The 17,840-nt window shown below is 31.9% G+C and carries 12 protein-coding genes; 1 reads left to right on the top strand and 11 read right to left on the bottom strand.

The features are described from left to right. Positions 1-242: 242 nt before the first annotated feature. From BED47_RS11785 to BED47_RS11745, 9 genes are all read right to left on the bottom strand, one after another. A complete protein-coding gene (locus tag BED47_RS11785) occupies positions 243-2,063 on the bottom strand; it encodes an APC family permease (RefSeq protein ID WP_069033814.1) in 1,821 nt (606 codons plus the stop codon). A gap of 343 nt (positions 2,064-2,406) precedes the next feature. Beyond that, positions 2,407-2,664, bottom strand: coding sequence for a flagellar biosynthesis anti-sigma factor FlgM (locus tag BED47_RS11780; RefSeq protein WP_069033813.1), 258 nt, complete (start codon positions 2,662-2,664; stop codon positions 2,407-2,409). A gap of 159 nt (positions 2,665-2,823) precedes the next feature. Beyond that, positions 2,824-3,504 (bottom strand): ComF family protein, encoded by a 681-nt coding sequence (locus BED47_RS11775; RefSeq protein WP_069033812.1) that lies wholly within the window; start codon positions 3,502-3,504, stop codon positions 2,824-2,826. Further along, positions 3,501-4,634: a DEAD/DEAH box helicase gene (locus BED47_RS11770; protein ID WP_175403489.1), complete on the bottom strand. Its 1,134-nt coding sequence runs from the start codon at positions 4,632-4,634 to the stop codon at positions 3,501-3,503. The genes BED47_RS11775 and BED47_RS11770 overlap by 4 nt, the downstream gene beginning before the upstream one ends. Before the next feature lie 893 nt (positions 4,635-5,527). After that, on the bottom strand, positions 5,528-6,370 hold the full coding sequence (locus BED47_RS11765) for a DegV family protein (RefSeq protein ID WP_069033810.1): 843 nt from the start codon (positions 6,368-6,370) through the stop codon (positions 5,528-5,530). Between the two features lie 294 nt (positions 6,371-6,664). After that, on the bottom strand, positions 6,665-7,342 hold the full coding sequence (locus BED47_RS11760; RefSeq protein WP_069033809.1) for a response regulator: 678 nt from the start codon (positions 7,340-7,342) through the stop codon (positions 6,665-6,667). Positions 7,343-7,492: 150 nt separating this feature from the next. Further along, on the bottom strand, positions 7,493-8,686 hold the full coding sequence (locus BED47_RS11755) for a sensor histidine kinase (protein WP_069033808.1): 1,194 nt from the start codon (positions 8,684-8,686) through the stop codon (positions 7,493-7,495). A 290-nt stretch (positions 8,687-8,976) separates the two neighbouring features. Next, entirely contained in the window at positions 8,977-10,020 is a 1,044-nt protein-coding gene (locus BED47_RS11750) for an LCP family protein (RefSeq protein WP_084006880.1), read from the bottom strand. Positions 10,021-10,104: 84 nt separating this feature from the next. Continuing rightward, complete coding sequence (locus BED47_RS11745; RefSeq protein ID WP_069033807.1) at positions 10,105-10,725, bottom strand: YigZ family protein; 621 nt, start codon at positions 10,723-10,725, stop codon at positions 10,105-10,107. Between the two features lie 1,329 nt (positions 10,726-12,054). Here BED47_RS11745 and BED47_RS11740 point away from each other — a divergent pair. Further along, the gene (locus tag BED47_RS11740; protein WP_025671303.1) at positions 12,055-12,711 is read left to right on the top strand and encodes a sugar transferase; all 657 of its coding nucleotides are present in this window, start codon (positions 12,055-12,057) and stop codon (positions 12,709-12,711) included. A 538-nt stretch (positions 12,712-13,249) separates the two neighbouring features. Here the strand turns inward: BED47_RS11740 and BED47_RS11735 are convergent. Together BED47_RS11735 and BED47_RS11730 are read right to left on the bottom strand one after the other, a co-directional pair. Then, complete coding sequence (locus tag BED47_RS11735) at positions 13,250-14,896, bottom strand: Ig-like domain-containing protein (protein ID WP_069033806.1); 1,647 nt, start codon at positions 14,894-14,896, stop codon at positions 13,250-13,252. A 126-nt stretch (positions 14,897-15,022) separates the two neighbouring features. Next, positions 15,023-17,833 (bottom strand): SH3 domain-containing protein, encoded by a 2,811-nt coding sequence (locus BED47_RS11730; protein ID WP_175403488.1) that lies wholly within the window; start codon positions 17,831-17,833, stop codon positions 15,023-15,025. Positions 17,834-17,840: the final 7 nt, after the last annotated feature.

Genomic DNA, 17,840 nt, shown 5'->3' with positions numbered 1-17,840 from the left:
CAGTCGAAAACTTGTGAATCTTCTCCACATTTCAACTATACATCATAAAACTAGGGCAAGTCAAAAGTAGCTTATCGCCTTTTTTTTCACGAATTCGACAAATAACGAAAAATTCTAATTATTTCCCTACCTATCTTATTCGCTTACCTTTTGACTTGTCCTATTATTTTTTTCCTATTTTTATAAAAAGTAAATTTATGCCATTTTTCCTGCAAAGTTTTTTTCTTCTATAAAAAACTTTACTATACCTTAAATCTATAAGGTACAGTAGTTACAATAACACTTCGTTTATGAAGTAAATACGCTCTTAGTAATAAGCTTGATTGATTATGTAAAACATTATGCCAATTTTTTCTCGTAATAAACTGTGGTATTAAAACTGTAATTTCAAAGCCTTGTGCATGAGCTTTAGCTTCCATTTCATCTATTACTTTTAAAAGAGGTCTAGTGATTTCTCGATACTCAGAATGTTCAACAATTAGTTTTACGTTAGGGTTCCAAGCTTCCCATTTTTCTCTCATTTGCTCTTCACTTTCTTTATCAAAAGAAATGTAAACAGCATAGACTTCATCAGCAATTCCTTGAGCATATTGCATTGTACGTTCAACTACTTTTGTGATCCCAGCGACAGGAACTACCATGATATTTCCACTAATTTTTTCAGGAATATCATTGTTTAATCGTAATTGGTCACCTACTGCTTCATAATGCTTACGAATTCTTAAGAATAGAATAACAATCAAAGGTAAGAAAACAAATATTGACCAAACTTGATTTAACTTAGTAGTTAAGAAAATAATCGAAACTGTTGCTGAGATAAATGCCCCAACAAAGTTGGCAGTTAATTTCGGTAACCAGCCAGCCGGTTTTTCCCTAATCCATTTAATTACCATACCAGTTTGAGAAAGTGTAAATGGTACAAACACACCAACAGCATATAATGGAATTAATGCTTCAGTTTTACCTTGGAAAGCAATAATTAATAAAATTGAAGCTACACCAAGTGTAATAATACCATTTGAATATCCTAAACGATCTCCTCGAAGTAAGTACATTCTTGGCATAAATTTATCACTTGCTAAGTTATAAGCTAGTAATGGGAATGCAGAAAATCCTGTATTAGCTGCTAATACAAGGATTAGCGCTGTTGTCCCTTGTATAAAGAAATAGATTATATTTCGTCCAAAAATATCAGAACCTAATTGGGACATAACTGTTTCTTCTGCATTTGGTACAATTCCATACCAGTAAGCTAAAAACATAACTCCCGAAAATAGTACTGCTAAAATCGAACCCATCAACAATAGTGTTTTTGCCGCATTTTTATCTGAAGGCACTTTAAAGTTCGGAATTGCATTTGAAATTGCTTCAACACCAGTTAAGGCTGAGCAGCCAGATGAAAATGCTTTTAAAAGAATAAAGAGAGAAATCCCTGGAACAACTGTACCAATCGCTGAATGTGCTGTTTGTGGTGCATGGCCTGTAAAGACATTATATAAACCTACGATAATGATAATAACAAGTGCTACAACGAATAAATAAACTGGATATGCCAAAATCGAAGCAGATTCAGTTAGTCCGCGTAAGTTTAAAATTGTAATACATATAACCAAAATAACAGCAATAAAAACTGTATGAGCGTGCAAAGCTGGGAAGGCCGACGTAATCGCGTCCGTACCTGCTGACACACTAACCGCTACCGTCAAGATATAGTCAACTAACAATGATCCACCGGCAACTAAACCAGGAATAACACCGAGGTTTTGTTTAGATACGACATAAGCGCCTCCACCGTGAGGATAACTAAAAATAATTTGGCGATAAGATAAAATTAATGCTAGTAATAAAATCAGTACGCCTATACCAATCGGAACCGAATACCAATACGCTACCGCCCCAACCGTAGTTAAAACGATCAGAATCTGCTCCGGACCGTATGCTACTGAAGAAAGCGCATCTGACGATAGAATTGCCAAGGCCTTCGTATTCGATAACTTTTGTTCACTTAACTCTGTTGACTTAAGTGGTTTACCAATTAAGTATCGTTTTAAAATCGATAACATATGTACACCTCTACATAAAAAGTAAAAAACTAAACTATTTGAGTTTATCACATTATTAGAAACAATTGTGTGATATATTAAGAAAATCTTTCCATAATTTTATTAAGTTTTTTTCAAAATAATTAATATTAACTTCCCTCCAAATCAAATTAAAATACAATAAAATGAAAGAGTACTTTAAAAACTTCAAGACACAAATAAGATAAGATTTTGATTCGTATGTAAATCCTTTTTATTTCCTTGCCTAGACACAGAAAGAACTTAACATTTTGCTAAGTTCTTTCCTATTTTTTACATATATAGCTTAACAATTTTAGTAACAATCCGGTTCGGTTGTTAACCTTTATTTCTTATTAAAATAGCTAAGCATTTTTTCAGCCACTTTCATTGGTTGAACTTTGTATGTTCCCTCGTCAATTTGTTTTTTTAATTGCTTAATACGTTCATCACGTTTTGCGATTATCTGATTGGCGTTTTGATTATCCTTTGCTTGAGGGGAGATTTCTATTTTTCCTTCTTGTTCTCGTTTATTTTGTTCATTTTTTTCTACTTTGTATCGATGTAAATGAACTTTATCCTCATCAGATGTATTACCCTTCATATTTCTCACCTCATCGCTAATCGTTTTATACCTCGGATTTAATATTAAATTACGATCCTTTATCTGTATTTTTTTTTTATTCTGTCCAATGACCACTATTTATATCGGTAAAACTCGTAGTAAAATTAAGTTCTTTTATAATTAACAAGCCGCCAAGCTTTATGCCCGAATTAATGTAAGAGAATGTACTTCAGTAGCACCATTTTGTAACAATATCGTTGCGGCATCTTGTACCGTTTTACCAGTTGTATACACATCGTCAAGTAATACAATCGGTTCGTTATCGATTTTTTCCGCACAACAATAAGAAAAAACTTGTTCTCGGCTAAGTCTTTCATAACGGTTTAACTTACTTTGTTTTTCCGTATGAATTCTTTCTAAACAATTTGTTAAGTTTAAACCTGCATATTGTGCAAGCACTTCAACTTGATTAAAGCCTCGTTCCTTTAGTCTCGCATCACTTAGAGGTATTGGAACTATTTTATAATTTTTGAAAGAATTTTCATAGTATTCCATCAAATCATCCGCAAATATAGATGCTAACTGAACATCACCACAAAATTTAAATTTATTGAGCCACTCTTTTATTTCATTTGTGTAATGAAAGATCGACTTATTAATAATTAACGGCATTTCTAGCTTTAAACTTATATACTCGATACAATTTTTACAAAGCTTTTGATTCTCTATAATGTAACCACAACAAATTTCACAAACAGGATCAATTATTTTTTTAAATTTCGATATACATTGTGAACAAGTTAATTCATTGGTTTGAAAAAACAATTTATGAAAGGAAAACTTCTCAACAAATCGAACACCACAATATACACAAATCACTTATTATCCAACCAGCCTTTCTTGATACCTAAATGATTCATTAGAAGTATTTGCTTTTTAGCTTTGACCATTTCTTCGCTTATTCCATTATGAAAAAAGATAACTTCTCCCTTTGCATAATTTATATGCCTACCAGCACGTCCAGCAATTTGGACTAATGCACTTTCAGTAAAAATCTCTTCATCAGCACCTAATACAGCTATTTGGCTATTCGGAATCGTAACGCCTCTCTCTAAAATTGTCGTTGTAATTAAAACTTGCGTATCACCATTTCGAAAAGCACTCACTTTTTCATGTCTTTGTGGATCTTGACTATGAACTGATGCCGATTTAACTGTTATCTTTTTAACGGCCTCTTCTATAAAAATACATTCATTAATTGTAGGGACAAACAAAAAAATAGGGCAGCCTTTCTGAATAAATAATTTAATCCATTTTTCTAAAGAATTTGGGAGTTTTTGTGTTTTGCGGATTGTTTTACGCCAGTTGCCAATCCATTTAAAGCTTGGTACTGGCAGGGGTTGCCTATGGTATCTTGCGGGAACCATTACATTTTTGATTTTATTTTTTAGCGCAAGTAGTTGTTGTTCACTAGTGGGAGTAGCAGTCATTTGTACTGTAGAACCTTTAATCGTTCTTGATTCATTTGCAACCCAGTGCAAATGTGTTTCAATATTATAAGGAAAAGCATCAACTTCATCGATAATTAATAAGTGGAAGGTATGTCTAAATTTCATTAACTGATGTACTGTACAAATCGTTATCCTATTTCCATCCCATATCTCTTCACTACCTCCATAAAGTACTGCAATTGAAATAGTAGGGAAGGCTTGTCTGAATCGAATCGATAGCTCCAAAACAACATCTACTCGAGGAGTTGTAATACAAACAAATTTTCCTTGCTGTAGTGCAGCTTCAATCCCTTCAAACAACATTTCTGTTTTTCCTGCACCACAAACTGCCCAAAGTAGCAAATTCTGATTTTCGTTCACAGCTTCAACTACTTTAATAGAGGCTTCTTTTTGCTGAGGTGAAAGTTTACCATCCCATTCGAGTCCAGAAATTGAGGGATCGAATCTCAAATCATCTTCATTAATGATTAACTCAGTACATGTCGACATCTTTCCCATAGTGATGCATTTTCGACAATATGTACAATGTGATGAACATTTAGCACAAAAATGAGTAGCGAAAAAGTGTTGATTTTGATTACCACAACGAAAGCATTGATAACGATTTTTAATTTTTTGAACCGCTTGAATGATTACACTTGTTGGAGGGATTTCCTGAAGGTTTATTGTGGGGAGAAGTTGGAGTTTTCTACCGTAAAATTTGTCCATTTTTAACCTACTTTCTTATATTATTTATTTTGAGGGATGAAACTTGGGAGCTTTTAAAAAGGTTCCACATAAATATGGCCATCTTCAAATATTACATCCAATCATTCACTAACGAAGTAAAATCCAGTGAAATTTCTTTGTCAAATATATAGATATATTGTGACGAGTTTTTAATGATAAAAATCCCTCTTCAATAATTCTACAGTTCGTTTGTAAAGTAGACTAAAAATAATTTAATTCTAGTTAAAAACGAAGCATTTTTGATCAAATTCTATATAAACTCTAAAAAAACTTTAAGTGAAATTGAATAAAATCTTCAATAATTTATCGAGTTTTTCTCTTTCATTGCGATTTCTCTGGTTTTATTTGTGATTTTCTATTTTTAATTGCGATTCTCATTATTTAATTGCGTTACCTAGATTTTATTTGCGATTCTCTATTTTTAATTGCGTTACCTAGATTTTAATTGCGATTCTCACTATTTAATTGCCTTACCTAGACTTTATTTGCGATTCTCTATTTTTAATTGCGTTACCTAGATTTTAATTGCGATTCTCACTATTTAATTGCGTTACCTAGATTTTAATTGCGATTTCTAGTTTTTATTTCAAATACTCACTTTTTAATTACAATAACAAATATTCACTGCTAAAAAAAAAGCCCCTAATCAAAGGAGCTCCTACTCAAACAACATACCAACCCAATCCTAAAGCACCTTCACCAAGATGCGTTCCAATTACTGGGCCAAAATATGAAGTTTCTATTTCAACATTCGGATATGTTTCACTAAGTTGTTGGGCTAACTTTTTTGCATCGTCTTCACGATTTGAGTGAATAACAACTGCTTTCATTTTTTCGCCTTTTGATGCAACTTCGCCAAATAAATCTGTAATTCGTTTCATTGCCTTTTTTTCAGTTCGAATTTTTTCAAAGGCAACAATTTGTTTGTCTACAAATGTTAGAATTGGCTTTACTTGTAGTAAACTTCCTACAAATGCTTGTGCACTTGAAAGTCTTCCACCGCGTTGCAGGTGATCTAAATCAAAAACCATAAAGTAAGCATCAGCAGATTGTTTTATTTCATCTAATCGCTCTATGATTTCAGTTGGTCCAGCACCATTCTTTGCCATTTTCGCAGCTTCAATGACATAAAACCCTTGGACCATGCAGCTAATTTCTGAATCGTAAGCGACTACTTCTAAGTTATCAATCATTGAACCTGCTGATACAATACTTTGATAGGTTCCACTAATTCCACTTGATAAAGTGATAGCAACTACTGCCTCATATTCTTTTGATAGCTGTTCAAATTTTTCAATAATCGTGCCATATGCAGGCTGTGAAGTTTTTGGAAGTTCCTTTTGTTCACGGACCTTGAGGAAAAATTGTTCAGCAGTAATTTCAACTTCTTCTTGGTAGGACGCGTCTCCGAAGATTACATTAAGAGGCAACATATGTATATCTAAAGAATCTCTTACTTCCTTTGGGATATAGGATGTACTATCTGTAACAATTGCAGTTCTCATGTTCATATCCTTTCTTATATATATTAACGTTTAACTATGTATTTATTGGTTTTAATTTTACACAACTAATTAAGTAAAATCATTGTATTTCATTCTCTTTACTCTTTAGCCCATTCGACAAGTCAGCTAGACTTAGAAAGACTATTATACTCAAAAGCCTATTTATTGAAAAGATAAAGTGGGCATTTATTGTTGCTATGTTTCAGACTAAAAGTGAAATATCAAATATAATGTTCTTTGTCTACAAACTAAAACAGAGTACCGATCCTCCGATACTCTGCTTTTTGTATCTAACTATTTCACTTCTACCCAAGCATTTCTAATTGCCGTCACTACAGCATGAGTACGGTCATTTACTTCTAGCTTTTGTAGAATATTACTTACATGGTTTTTGACAGTTTTTTCACTAATAAAGAGAGCTTCACCAATAGCACGGTTACTTTTACCATCTGCTAGCATTTGAAGCACTTCACATTCTCTTCTAGTAAGTAAATGTAATGGACGGCGCACTTCTACTTCGCGAGATTTAAATAATTGTTCTTTAAGTGATAGTCTTCTAAATTCTTCAACTAGGTTGTGAGTAATCTTCGGATGTAAATAACATCCACCTTTTGTAACGACTTTAATCGCTTCAATAAGTGTATCTGAGTCCATTTCTTTTAATAAATAGCCTCTTGCACCTACTTTCAGGACATGAGTTACATACGATTCATCATCATGAATTGATAAAATGATTACTTTTGCATCAGGATGTTTTTCTAGTAATGCTTTTGTAGCAGTTACTCCGTTCATTGTCGGCATGTTTATATCAACAATAAATATATCTACTTGATGTTGATCCATGATATTTACAACCTCTGTACCGTCTGAACCTTCAGCAACAACATCAAAACTCTCTTCAAAATCTAGGATTCTCTTAATTCCTTCACGAAACAATTTATGATCATCTACAATTGCAATTCTAGTTTTCATTTCATTACTCCTCTGTTTATTTGATCTAGTTTGCTAATCTATCGAAATTTGTAGAAATTGGTATTTTTTTCTAAATTATAGTATATTTTAACATATTTTCTTATTGCTTACGACGCAAATCTCCAAAAAACGTGAAATAAAATTTTACTTTTAGGAATTTTCAGACGCTTTATTTTGAAATGACATTTCTAATTCATTCTCTATTTCTACATCTAAAGTGATCCTAATTGTCGTACCTATGTCTAATATAGATTCGATTATAAAATCTCCACTTAATAACTCAACGCGTTCTTTCATTCCTATTAATCCAAAAGAGTTTTCACTTTGCCCTTTGCCAACGGGAAAACCAATTCCATCATCCTGTACGAAAACTTTAATTTTGTTTCTTAAAAACTCTAATCTTACAAAAATTGTTGATGGATTGGCATGCTTACATGCGTTTTGAACCGCCTCTTGGATGATCCGAAAGATTGCAACTTCTATTTTTGAATTAAGTCTTTTTTCGCTTTGACCGCAATAGTCAAATTTTATTTCAATATGCTTATACGACTCTAGCGATTTTAAATATTTATTAAGGGCTGGAACTAAACCTAAATCATCTAATGCCATTGGGCGTAGATCATATATAATTCTTCTAACTTCCCCTAATGCGCAACGGACTTGTTCCTTTATATCACCTAATTCTTTTCTTGCATCTTCTTCTGGTCTTTGGCGATATGTTTTTATTAAAAAGTCTGACTGCATTAATATACTGGCTAACGTTTGGGCTGGGCCATCATGAATTTCGCGTGATAACTTTATACGCTCCTCTTCCTGAGCTTGTATCAGTTGGAATCCGAACTCTTGTTTTTGTTTTGCCTCTTCATGTAAATGACTAACTTGCTTAAAGTCTGTATTAAGGTAGTTTAAAACAATTGAAATACGGGAAACTATTAATTCGGCTTTTTGTAGTTTCTCTAACAAAGTCTGAAGTCTATTTTCTAATTCTTTTCTACGATGATTTAGGACTTTTTCTTCCTTTAATGAAAGAAAGTGCTGTTCCTGAATGTTTTGGACAGTTTCATATACTGACTTTACTTGAGATTCAGTATACCGATTAAATTCCCCATCAACTTCAGTTAGTTTTTTGCGTGCCGCTCGGGCTAATAAATCTAATCTAACCGTATTTTCAATCTTCTCTACTACTTGTAATTTTACTTCTTCAAGCTCTACTCTTAATTTCTCGTATTCTGAGCGAGTATCTTCAACAATTCCAAACACATGGGACTTACTATCTATAACAGATGAGAGCATATTATCCATAATTTCGTCTAGTGTCTGATTGTCCATTTTTCTAGCTGTCATTCACCTTTTCCCCCATTAGCCTATTACTAAATGACTAATAAATTTATGTATATTTAATATTATAATGTAAATAGAATTATAATTGTACAAAAATTTGAAATAAGCAAAAATTTTAATTTTTCCGATTCAAACCTTATATTACCAATATATATTGGTATTTTATTATAAATTTTAAAAAATACATACCTTTATATAACATCCTTAACACAATGTTAACAAGTATTACAAATATATTACGATTGACCCAATAAAAAAGCTGATTCCTGTAAAAGAATCAGCTTTCTGCCTATTTATTTATTGGTACTATTTTCATTTTCAGAACTACTATCTGAATTAATTGTATTAGTTGTATTCGTTTTAGATGGTTTTTCTAAACCTAAGTGAACTCGGAATTTGCTAGTAATTTCTTTTACACTTTCCTCTTCAGGAACATAGTAGTAAATACCGTGAATCGTATCATCGTTACCTTTTAATTTTATTGTTTCTAAGTCATTTTCAGTAATATTAGGTAAATGCTTCGCAAGTGAAATACCACCGCTCATTTTCATATTCGTACTAATATTTTTACTGAACACTTTCGCATATTGATCCATTTTCATGATTGTTTCAGGTGATTTAATTTCATTTAAAATCGCTTTAATTACTTGTTGTTGTCTTTCTTCACGTCCAAAATCACCACGAGGATCACGTTTACGCATACGTGAATATGCTAATGCCTGTTGTCCATCTAAATGCATCATACCCTTTGTAAAGTAAACCTTTTTCCTTGGTGTAGTATCTGTATTTTCCCAGAAATCAAATGGTACATCAACATCAATTCCACCAACTGCGTCAACTATGTTTTTAAAGCCATTAAAGTCGACTGTAACGTAATAATCAATTGGTACATTTAAGAATTGCTCAACTGTATCAACTGTTAATTGTAAACCGCCATATGAATATGCATGGTTTATTTTAGTTTTATCTGCATGTCCAGGGATACTTACATATGTATCACGAGGAATACTCATTGTTTTAATTGTCTCTTCTTTTGGATTAAAGGTAGCAAGGATCATCGAGTCAGTTCGTCCACCCTTTCCACCGGTTGAATAGTTTTCAATCCCTAAGAAGAGAATAGATATTGGGTCTTTCGATATTGCAACTTTTTCATTTCTTAAGTTTGAAGAAATATCTTCCCCTTTTGTTGCTTTATTTAATTCAAGATATGTTCTAACGCCTTTATATCCTACAAACACTAAGGCTACTACAATGATAAGTAATAATACCCTAGCAATTATACCTCTCTTTTTCTTTCTTCTTTTCTTGGCCATTTTTCGAGAATGATTCTGATTCATATGTTCGAATAGACCTCCTTTAAAATTAGTATGATTGTTCTATTTAAAATTAGTCATAAATTTACTATTTATAAAGCTAGACTACTACATGTATTTAACAATACTTTCATTTATATGGCAACTACCATTTGTTAACTCAATCATCCAGTTTTTGAAGATATCTACTTCATCAATCTTAATCCAAAGTTCAAAGCTTACTTCTTCCATGTGGTTAACATTTTCTAAATGATAATGCGAGTTCCGTAAAGCGAACTCTACTTTACCTAACAATTTATAATTTATCTTTACGTTCATTACTTTAACTAATGACCGCTCAACAATTCCAACGGCGTTTAGCCCTTCACTGACTGCTTGTCCATATGCACGAATTAATCCTCCTGCTCCAAGCTTTTTACCGCCAAAATACCTTGTTACAACAACAACAGTATCTTTTAAATCTCTCTTTTTCAAAACTTCTAACATTGGAACTCCAGCCGTACCACTCGGTTCACCATCATCATTGGCTTTTTGAACTTCATCATTTTCACCGATTAAATAAGCTGAGCAATTATGTGATGCATCAAAATGCTTTTTTTTAATTTCTGAAATGAATCGTTGCGCATCAACTTCAGTTTTCGCTTCATTTATGTAACAAATAAATTTCGATTTTTCAATCTCAATCTCATGACTACCAAAGCCACAAACAGTGAAATAATTCGCTAGCATTTAACACCTAACCTTTCGACTAAATTAAACAAAATTTCGACTCACTTCAATATATTACTACAATTATTCATTCCATTCCTTAAAAAACACTAACATTCTTCAAAAGTAAGTATTTACTGACAAGATTTTATACAGTAACATTAGAAATAATGCTTAATAATTTAGTTTTAAATTTTAACCAACTTCAATGATCAACCATTATGATTTAATCATTTCATACAAAAAAGTAAAGATTTCATTTTCGCACGAATATCAAACTGTCTATCCACAATGCATAAAATTTATATCAATTACTGATACCACTTCAAGAGATTTCTACTCAATTTAAATTAAATTTAACAATATTGAAAACTAAGTGATAAATCCATTTCATCGTTGGTCATATCTAGGCATATCCCCACTAATTTATTTGTTTTTTCATTTAAAAATTAAAGTTTACACCTTTTTTAAGAAGAAGATTATCCTAAATGATCAAAAATATTAGAATCATATTTCTTCTGTGGTAATAAGTTTAATAATGCGGTAATTAAAAATGCAGTTAATAAGAGCATTTTATTTACAATCATATGATAAAAAAGCAATACTCCTCTCTGAATATTAATATAGTCCTTAATGGAACTACGTAAATTATAAATTGCGCCTACTTAATTCAAAATTAAACATAACAGCAATGAAAAGTGCTAAAAGAGGTTTTCAATAAGTAAAAAAATTCTTGAGCAATTACGAAGAGGGAGCTGATTTTTGGAGAAACAAAAAACAAGGTTTTAAAGGAAGGATAAAAAAACTATATTTATTCATAATAATTATAAGGAGAATCATCAAAATATTGTTATTACATACCCAATTACAAAACCAAGGTTATAAAAAAGATTAATCCCCACAAATAGTTAGATTCTTTGTTTATTTAACAAATGTTTTTATTTACTTATTTTCTTACAATAGCGTATGAAAATAAGGGAAGACAAATAGCTGATAAAATATCTATATGGGGTTTTATTCCTTTGGGAAAGTGCTATTTTAACGCGACGTATTATTCCACTTACTTTAAGCTAAAATAATAATACTTAAAAAGTCGACCTGGACAAAAGTTTGATCAATTACTAATTATTGTAATGCCGATTAATAATTCATTCTTGCACACACTATAAGTGTAAGGTACCCTTGTGAACTTTTTATGTGGAGTAATAAGCTTGTAACATAAAAATAATTTGATTTTTTTCTGCGAACATTTATAATTGTTATGATGTTATAAAACGTAAACGTTATACATTAGGACATGTTGCAATGTACTTGCAAGGATGGGCCTAAATTATAAACTGGGGTGTTTAAATGGCCTTACAGAATACTCAACAAAAGGTTGAAAGCCGCTACTCAATTCAACAACTTGAGTCATTAAAAAAGAAAAGTATTTTTTATTCATTTATAAAAAGAACATTGGATATAGTCTTTGCGTCGCTCGCGTTTGTGATTTCTTTACCATTCGTATTGTTCTTTATCGCATTAATTAAAATTGATTCTCCTGGTCCTGCTCTTTTCATCCAAGAACGAGTTGGATTAAATGGGAAGATTTTTAATATTTACAAGTTAAGAACAATGCGTATGGATGCAGAGATAAATGGACCACAATGGGCTAGTACGGATGATCCTCGCATTACAAAACTTGGTCACTTCCTTCGAAAAACTCGTATCGATGAATTACCGCAGTTCGTCAATGTCTTACGTGGAGATATGAGTCTTGTTGGTCCTAGACCAGAAAGAGCGTTTTTTTTAGTAAAATTTAATCATGAAGTACCAGGCTTCACTAATCGCTTAACAGTCAAACCAGGGTTAACAGGTTGGGCACAAGTGAATGGCGGGTATGAATTAACTCCGAAAGAGAAGTTAGTTTTGGATTTACACTATATTGAACATCGCTCAATTATGTTAGACATTCGAATTATGTTTAAAACAATTAAAGTTGTATTAACTGGTGAAGGTGCTCGTTAAGTAATTTAAGATAAGTTCAAAATTCTCTTATTAAAAATAATAGTTTAACACCAAAAGGCCATTTCTCAATTGGGAAATGGCCTTTTAATTTCTTTAATAATATATAGTATTGATCATAAAAATACTTTGTAAGGTAAAAAACATTTTAAATTCCGAAAATTACCCACAATTTCAGAAGTTTATTAACAATTTGTGGATAACATATAATACTTATCCACAAACCGCTTGTTTATAAATTAATTCAAGTAGGCAAGAAATATAAAGATACGACAAAATTCTATCAAAATGAAAATTGTTAATCTTTTCTTCCTGTCGATAAGTATTAATTTTATTCACAAGTTATCCACATATTAAAAACAAATTGCATTCTTCTTAAACATATTTTGTAAAAACAGATCCTCGTCTACTTAATTATCGAGCATTGGAAATGAAGCAATTGTATAGTCCGAAACAAATAAATTTACTCTTTCCAATAAGAACTTGAAAAATAAAAAAAATACAATGCAATAAGAAAAAAACTTATCGCATCGTATTTAAACTATTTTACAACTTTAATTGTACGAACACTTTTGTTTCCTGATTTATCAATGACATAAACCTTTAAATATGTGTTTGCTTTCTGTACTTTTATTGATACAGAAAATTTACCACTGGAATTAACCGAGCTTTGACCTATTAATGTGCTTCCTCGATAAATCTTCACTGAAGCATATTTCTCAGCACTACCTGTAACAGTTTTAGATTTTGAAGTAACTTTATTAACAACTGGAAGAGCTGGTGGTGTTTTATCTAATACTTTTAAAGACTTTGTTGTACTTACATTTCCAGCTTTATCCGTAGCAGTTACACTAACTGTCGTTCCACTTTTTTGCTTTGAAATTGTAAATTTGTAGCTTTTATTTGAAGCAGCTGTTGTGCTTTTTTGAAGCTTACTATTTATATATAGTTTAACTGTAGAACCTGCTTCTGCTGTTCCGGTAATAGTAGTTGATTGATCTGAAACTGTATTCATTGTTGGTGTTGTAGGTTTTGTTTTATCGATTGTAAAGATGATTGTCGTTGTGTTACTTTCTTCATCTTTCACAACTAAAGTGTATTTACCTGGCTTACTAACGATTTGACCATTTTTAAAACTTGCACCATTTAATAAAGCAGTACCTTCATCAAATGTAATCTTTACGTCTTTATTATAAGAAATATTGTTTTTCACCCCTGTTACGATTGGAGCTACAAAATCTTTCTTTTTGGCAATATATGAAGAAGCAATATAGCCTGACGTTTTTCCATCAGTTGATTTTACTGGGAACCATACAAAATGATTTAAGCTACTATTTGGATCAGTATATTTAAATTCTCCATCAATAACAAAAACCTTATTTAAAGGTTGGGATGTATATGATGATGAAGTATTTGGTTGAGTTCTTAGTTTTGTACCAGCTGTTGTTACCTTAACGATATCGCCTTTTTTCAATAAATACACAGACTCATGTAATCCACTTGTCATTGTATAATTCAATTTATTAAATTTTATACTTTCACTTAGATTTGGATCATAACTAAAATCATCATAGGCAAATGGAAATTGAGCAAGTTTTGTACTTCCTAATAAACTTTGGTCTTCAATGATTTTAAACACTTTATCTTGGTAAGTTTCCAAATTCCTTATGATTAAATGATCATCATTTCTTTTTAACGGACTATTCACAGGCATTGTACCGTTATACGCCATAACAGGAAAATACCAGTTTTCAATAATTTCTCTTCCCGCACCATTTATTTTCGGTAATGAAGATAATCCGTACTTCTGATTTAAAATATTAACGCCCGTCTCAATATTATAGACGATGTCATTTTTTAATTTCTCTGTATCAACGTTTGGATCTGTAACTTGCATAATTCCAAATCCATTATCTGAAGAAATAACCGGTTGCCCCTTTTCATCAAATTGTCTCCAAGATGATTCTTTCATTGCTATTGATTTTACAACTTCAGGTGGAATATTCTTACTTAATGCTGCATTCGTTAGTAAACAGTTAACTTGTTGATTAGATGGATTTGCATTTTGTTTCATTTCGCCCATTGGTAAACATTTTGTAGACCAATCTGTTGCTGCTGATGCTTTTCCAGCAACTAAGCCAATGGAAAGCGTCGTTAATAAGCCTACTTTTAACATTGTTGATTTCAAAATTTTACTCCTCCCCAATCTACTTAAATAATTTTCTATCTTTCATTGTATCATATAAACATATTTTTCTTTAAAGTTGTTACTCAATTAAACTAGTAAAAAAGTGACTCACAAGGAGTCACTTTTTTATTTTAATTCTTGCTTAACATAACTTGAAGATACCCATCCAAAGCTTCCATTCGCTAGTTTGATTTTATACCATTTTTTTGAACTATCCATTGTTAAAGTACCATCTGTATTTGTAACAATACTTACGTAATTATTAAGGTTTAATGTGCCAATTACATTATTTTCAATTGTAGTTGCAGTTGAGCGCACGTTTAAACCATCTGTTGTTACTCTACCTAAGTTTTTAACAGATAAAGTTTGGCTATATACATTTAATTTGATACTGTTTGTCCAAAAAACATTTCCATTTATTGATAATTTAAACCAATAATTATTTGTTTTTTCAAGAAGAAGGAAAGTTGTACCGGCTGTAATCGATTTCACTTTAGTCGTATCTCCCTTTGCGGTATATAGATCAATATTTCCTTTTGCAACCGCTTGGATATTAGCAGGGAATACATCACTACCAACAGGAGTAGTTGGACTGCCTGGAATCGTGGTATTCGGTTGAGCTTTATCATAATACGCTTTATCAAACGGTAGAATTTTTTGCATATGTTGAGCAATCAATTTACCCCAGTTTGGATCAGTCGCGTAATAAAAATTCATCCCTTCACTCGCTCCATCTATTCTTACATTGCTCATATCTTTTGTACTGAATCCAAGATATGCACCTTTATATTTCCAGTTACTTGGATTTAAGTAAGTAGATTTAATTGAGCGAGCAATATACTCTACATTCTCCTGAACGCTCATAAATTTATATGATGCTATATATGGCGTTGAATCATATGAACCAAATCCAAATAAGTTATTTTTTCCTAATGAAATTTGAGATGTACCAAATCCACTTTCATGAATGGCATGTGCTGCTAAATAAAGTGCATTTACACCATATTTATTTCCAGCATCAATAAATAATTGTCCTTGACCAGTCAGAATACTCTTAACTCCACTTTTCACATTATTAGCAATATAGGTATTAATTTGCGAAGCAGTTACAGGAGATTGTGTACGCAGATCAATAAACTGGTAGCTATCTCTTGATGTCATTGGGTCACCAGTTTTTACTTGTTTGATATATGTTCCGGATACATATCCCGTTTTCCCATTGTAACTAACCTTATACCAATTGTTAGAAGTTTTATCAGTTGCAATTAAAACCATATTAACCGGTATTACCGTAAGCAATGATGAAGAAGCATCATACGTTTGACGTAAATTTAATTCTGAAGTCGTAACATACGTCGTATCTGTTATATTCGTTATCGTCACGACATCACTTTTTCCGAAATCTCCTGCTCTTACATATCCATTTACACCGTTATAAGACACACTATACCAATTACCAATTTTTTTGCTAATCGGGATAACTGTATCTTTTGGAATTTGAATAAGCTGTTTTGATGCATCGCCGAACGATTCATATAAATATGTTGCATTTAGTGCCTTATAATTCGTAGTAGTAAATGTTGTGAAGCTATTTGCAGTTACGTCTTCACTCTTAACATAAAGATTTTGTCCATTGTAATTAATTCGATACCATATCTTCCCTACTAAATCTGTCGCTTTTTGAGTTGAAGCAAAGCCATTATCTCCATTAACTGTAGTTACTACAGGTTTTGTCGCATCTGGAGTTGCATATAAGTTAGTGACTGCTTTCGTAAAATAATATGCAGTACTTGTAGTTTCATATTTTATTTCATTTACTTTAGTAAAGTTACTTATATAAACATAACCTGTTATTCCATTAAACGTAACGTTATACCAGTTACCAATACGTTTTGATGATGAAACAACGGTACCAATTGGAATATGCGCTAGCACTTTATACGAATTTCCAAATGATTGATATAGACCAGCTATATTAATTGCTTTATACTTTGTCTGTTCAAATGTAGTTAAAGCACTTTTCGTAACATCAGCGCTATTTAGGTATAATGTTTTTTCATTATAACTGACGCGGAGCCAAGTTTGGCCAATGCTATTTACTACTTTTTGAGTACTGATAAATCCATTATTCGCTACTACAGTATATACTGAAGCATTTTTTGTATCAGGTGTTGGATATAGCTTTGTAGTTTTATTTGTTAAATAATAAGCCGTGTTTTGAGTAATATATGTATTAGTTACTTTAGTAAAGTTACTTATATAAACATAACCAGATTTTCCATTAAACGTAACGTAATACCAGTTACCAACTCGTTTTGATGATGTAACAACGGTACCAACTGGAATTTGCGCTAGTACTTTAGAGGCATTTCCAAATGATTGATATAGACCAGCCATTTTAATTGCTTTATACTCTGTCTGAGCAAATGTAGTTGCAGTACTTTTCGTAACATCAGTGCTATTTACGTATAATGTTTTGCCATTATAACTGACGCGGAACCAAGTTTGGCCAATGCTATTTACTACTTTTTGAGTACTGCTAAATCCATTATTCGCAACTACAGTATATACTGCAGCTTTTTTGGTATCAGGTGTTGGATATAGCTTTGTAGTTTTATTTGTAAAATAATAAGCCGTACTTTGAGTAGTATATGTATAATATTCATTTAAATAGGTACCATTTACCCAACCAGTTATTCCACTGTAGGTTACTTTATACCAGTTACCATTTTTCTGTGTTGCAGTAATTACTTTTCCTTTTGGAATAGTCAACAATGTCTTATAGGTTGCACCTGCACCTTGCCTTAAATTGAGATTTGCTGTCGTTTGATACTTCGTTTTAATATTTACGATCGCTGCACTCGCTTTTGATGTTTCCAGACCGATATTAGGACAGGATATGCTGGAGGTGCCTACTAATATACTTGTTGATACCAAAAGTACT

The sequence above is a fragment of the Gottfriedia luciferensis genome, assembly GCF_001712755.1.
GTDB classification, from domain to species: Bacteria; Bacillota; Bacilli; order Bacillales; family Bacillaceae_G; genus Gottfriedia; species Gottfriedia luciferensis_B.
The sequence above is the reverse complement of the archived record's forward strand: the minus strand, read 5'-3'. Positions and strand labels throughout refer to the sequence as shown.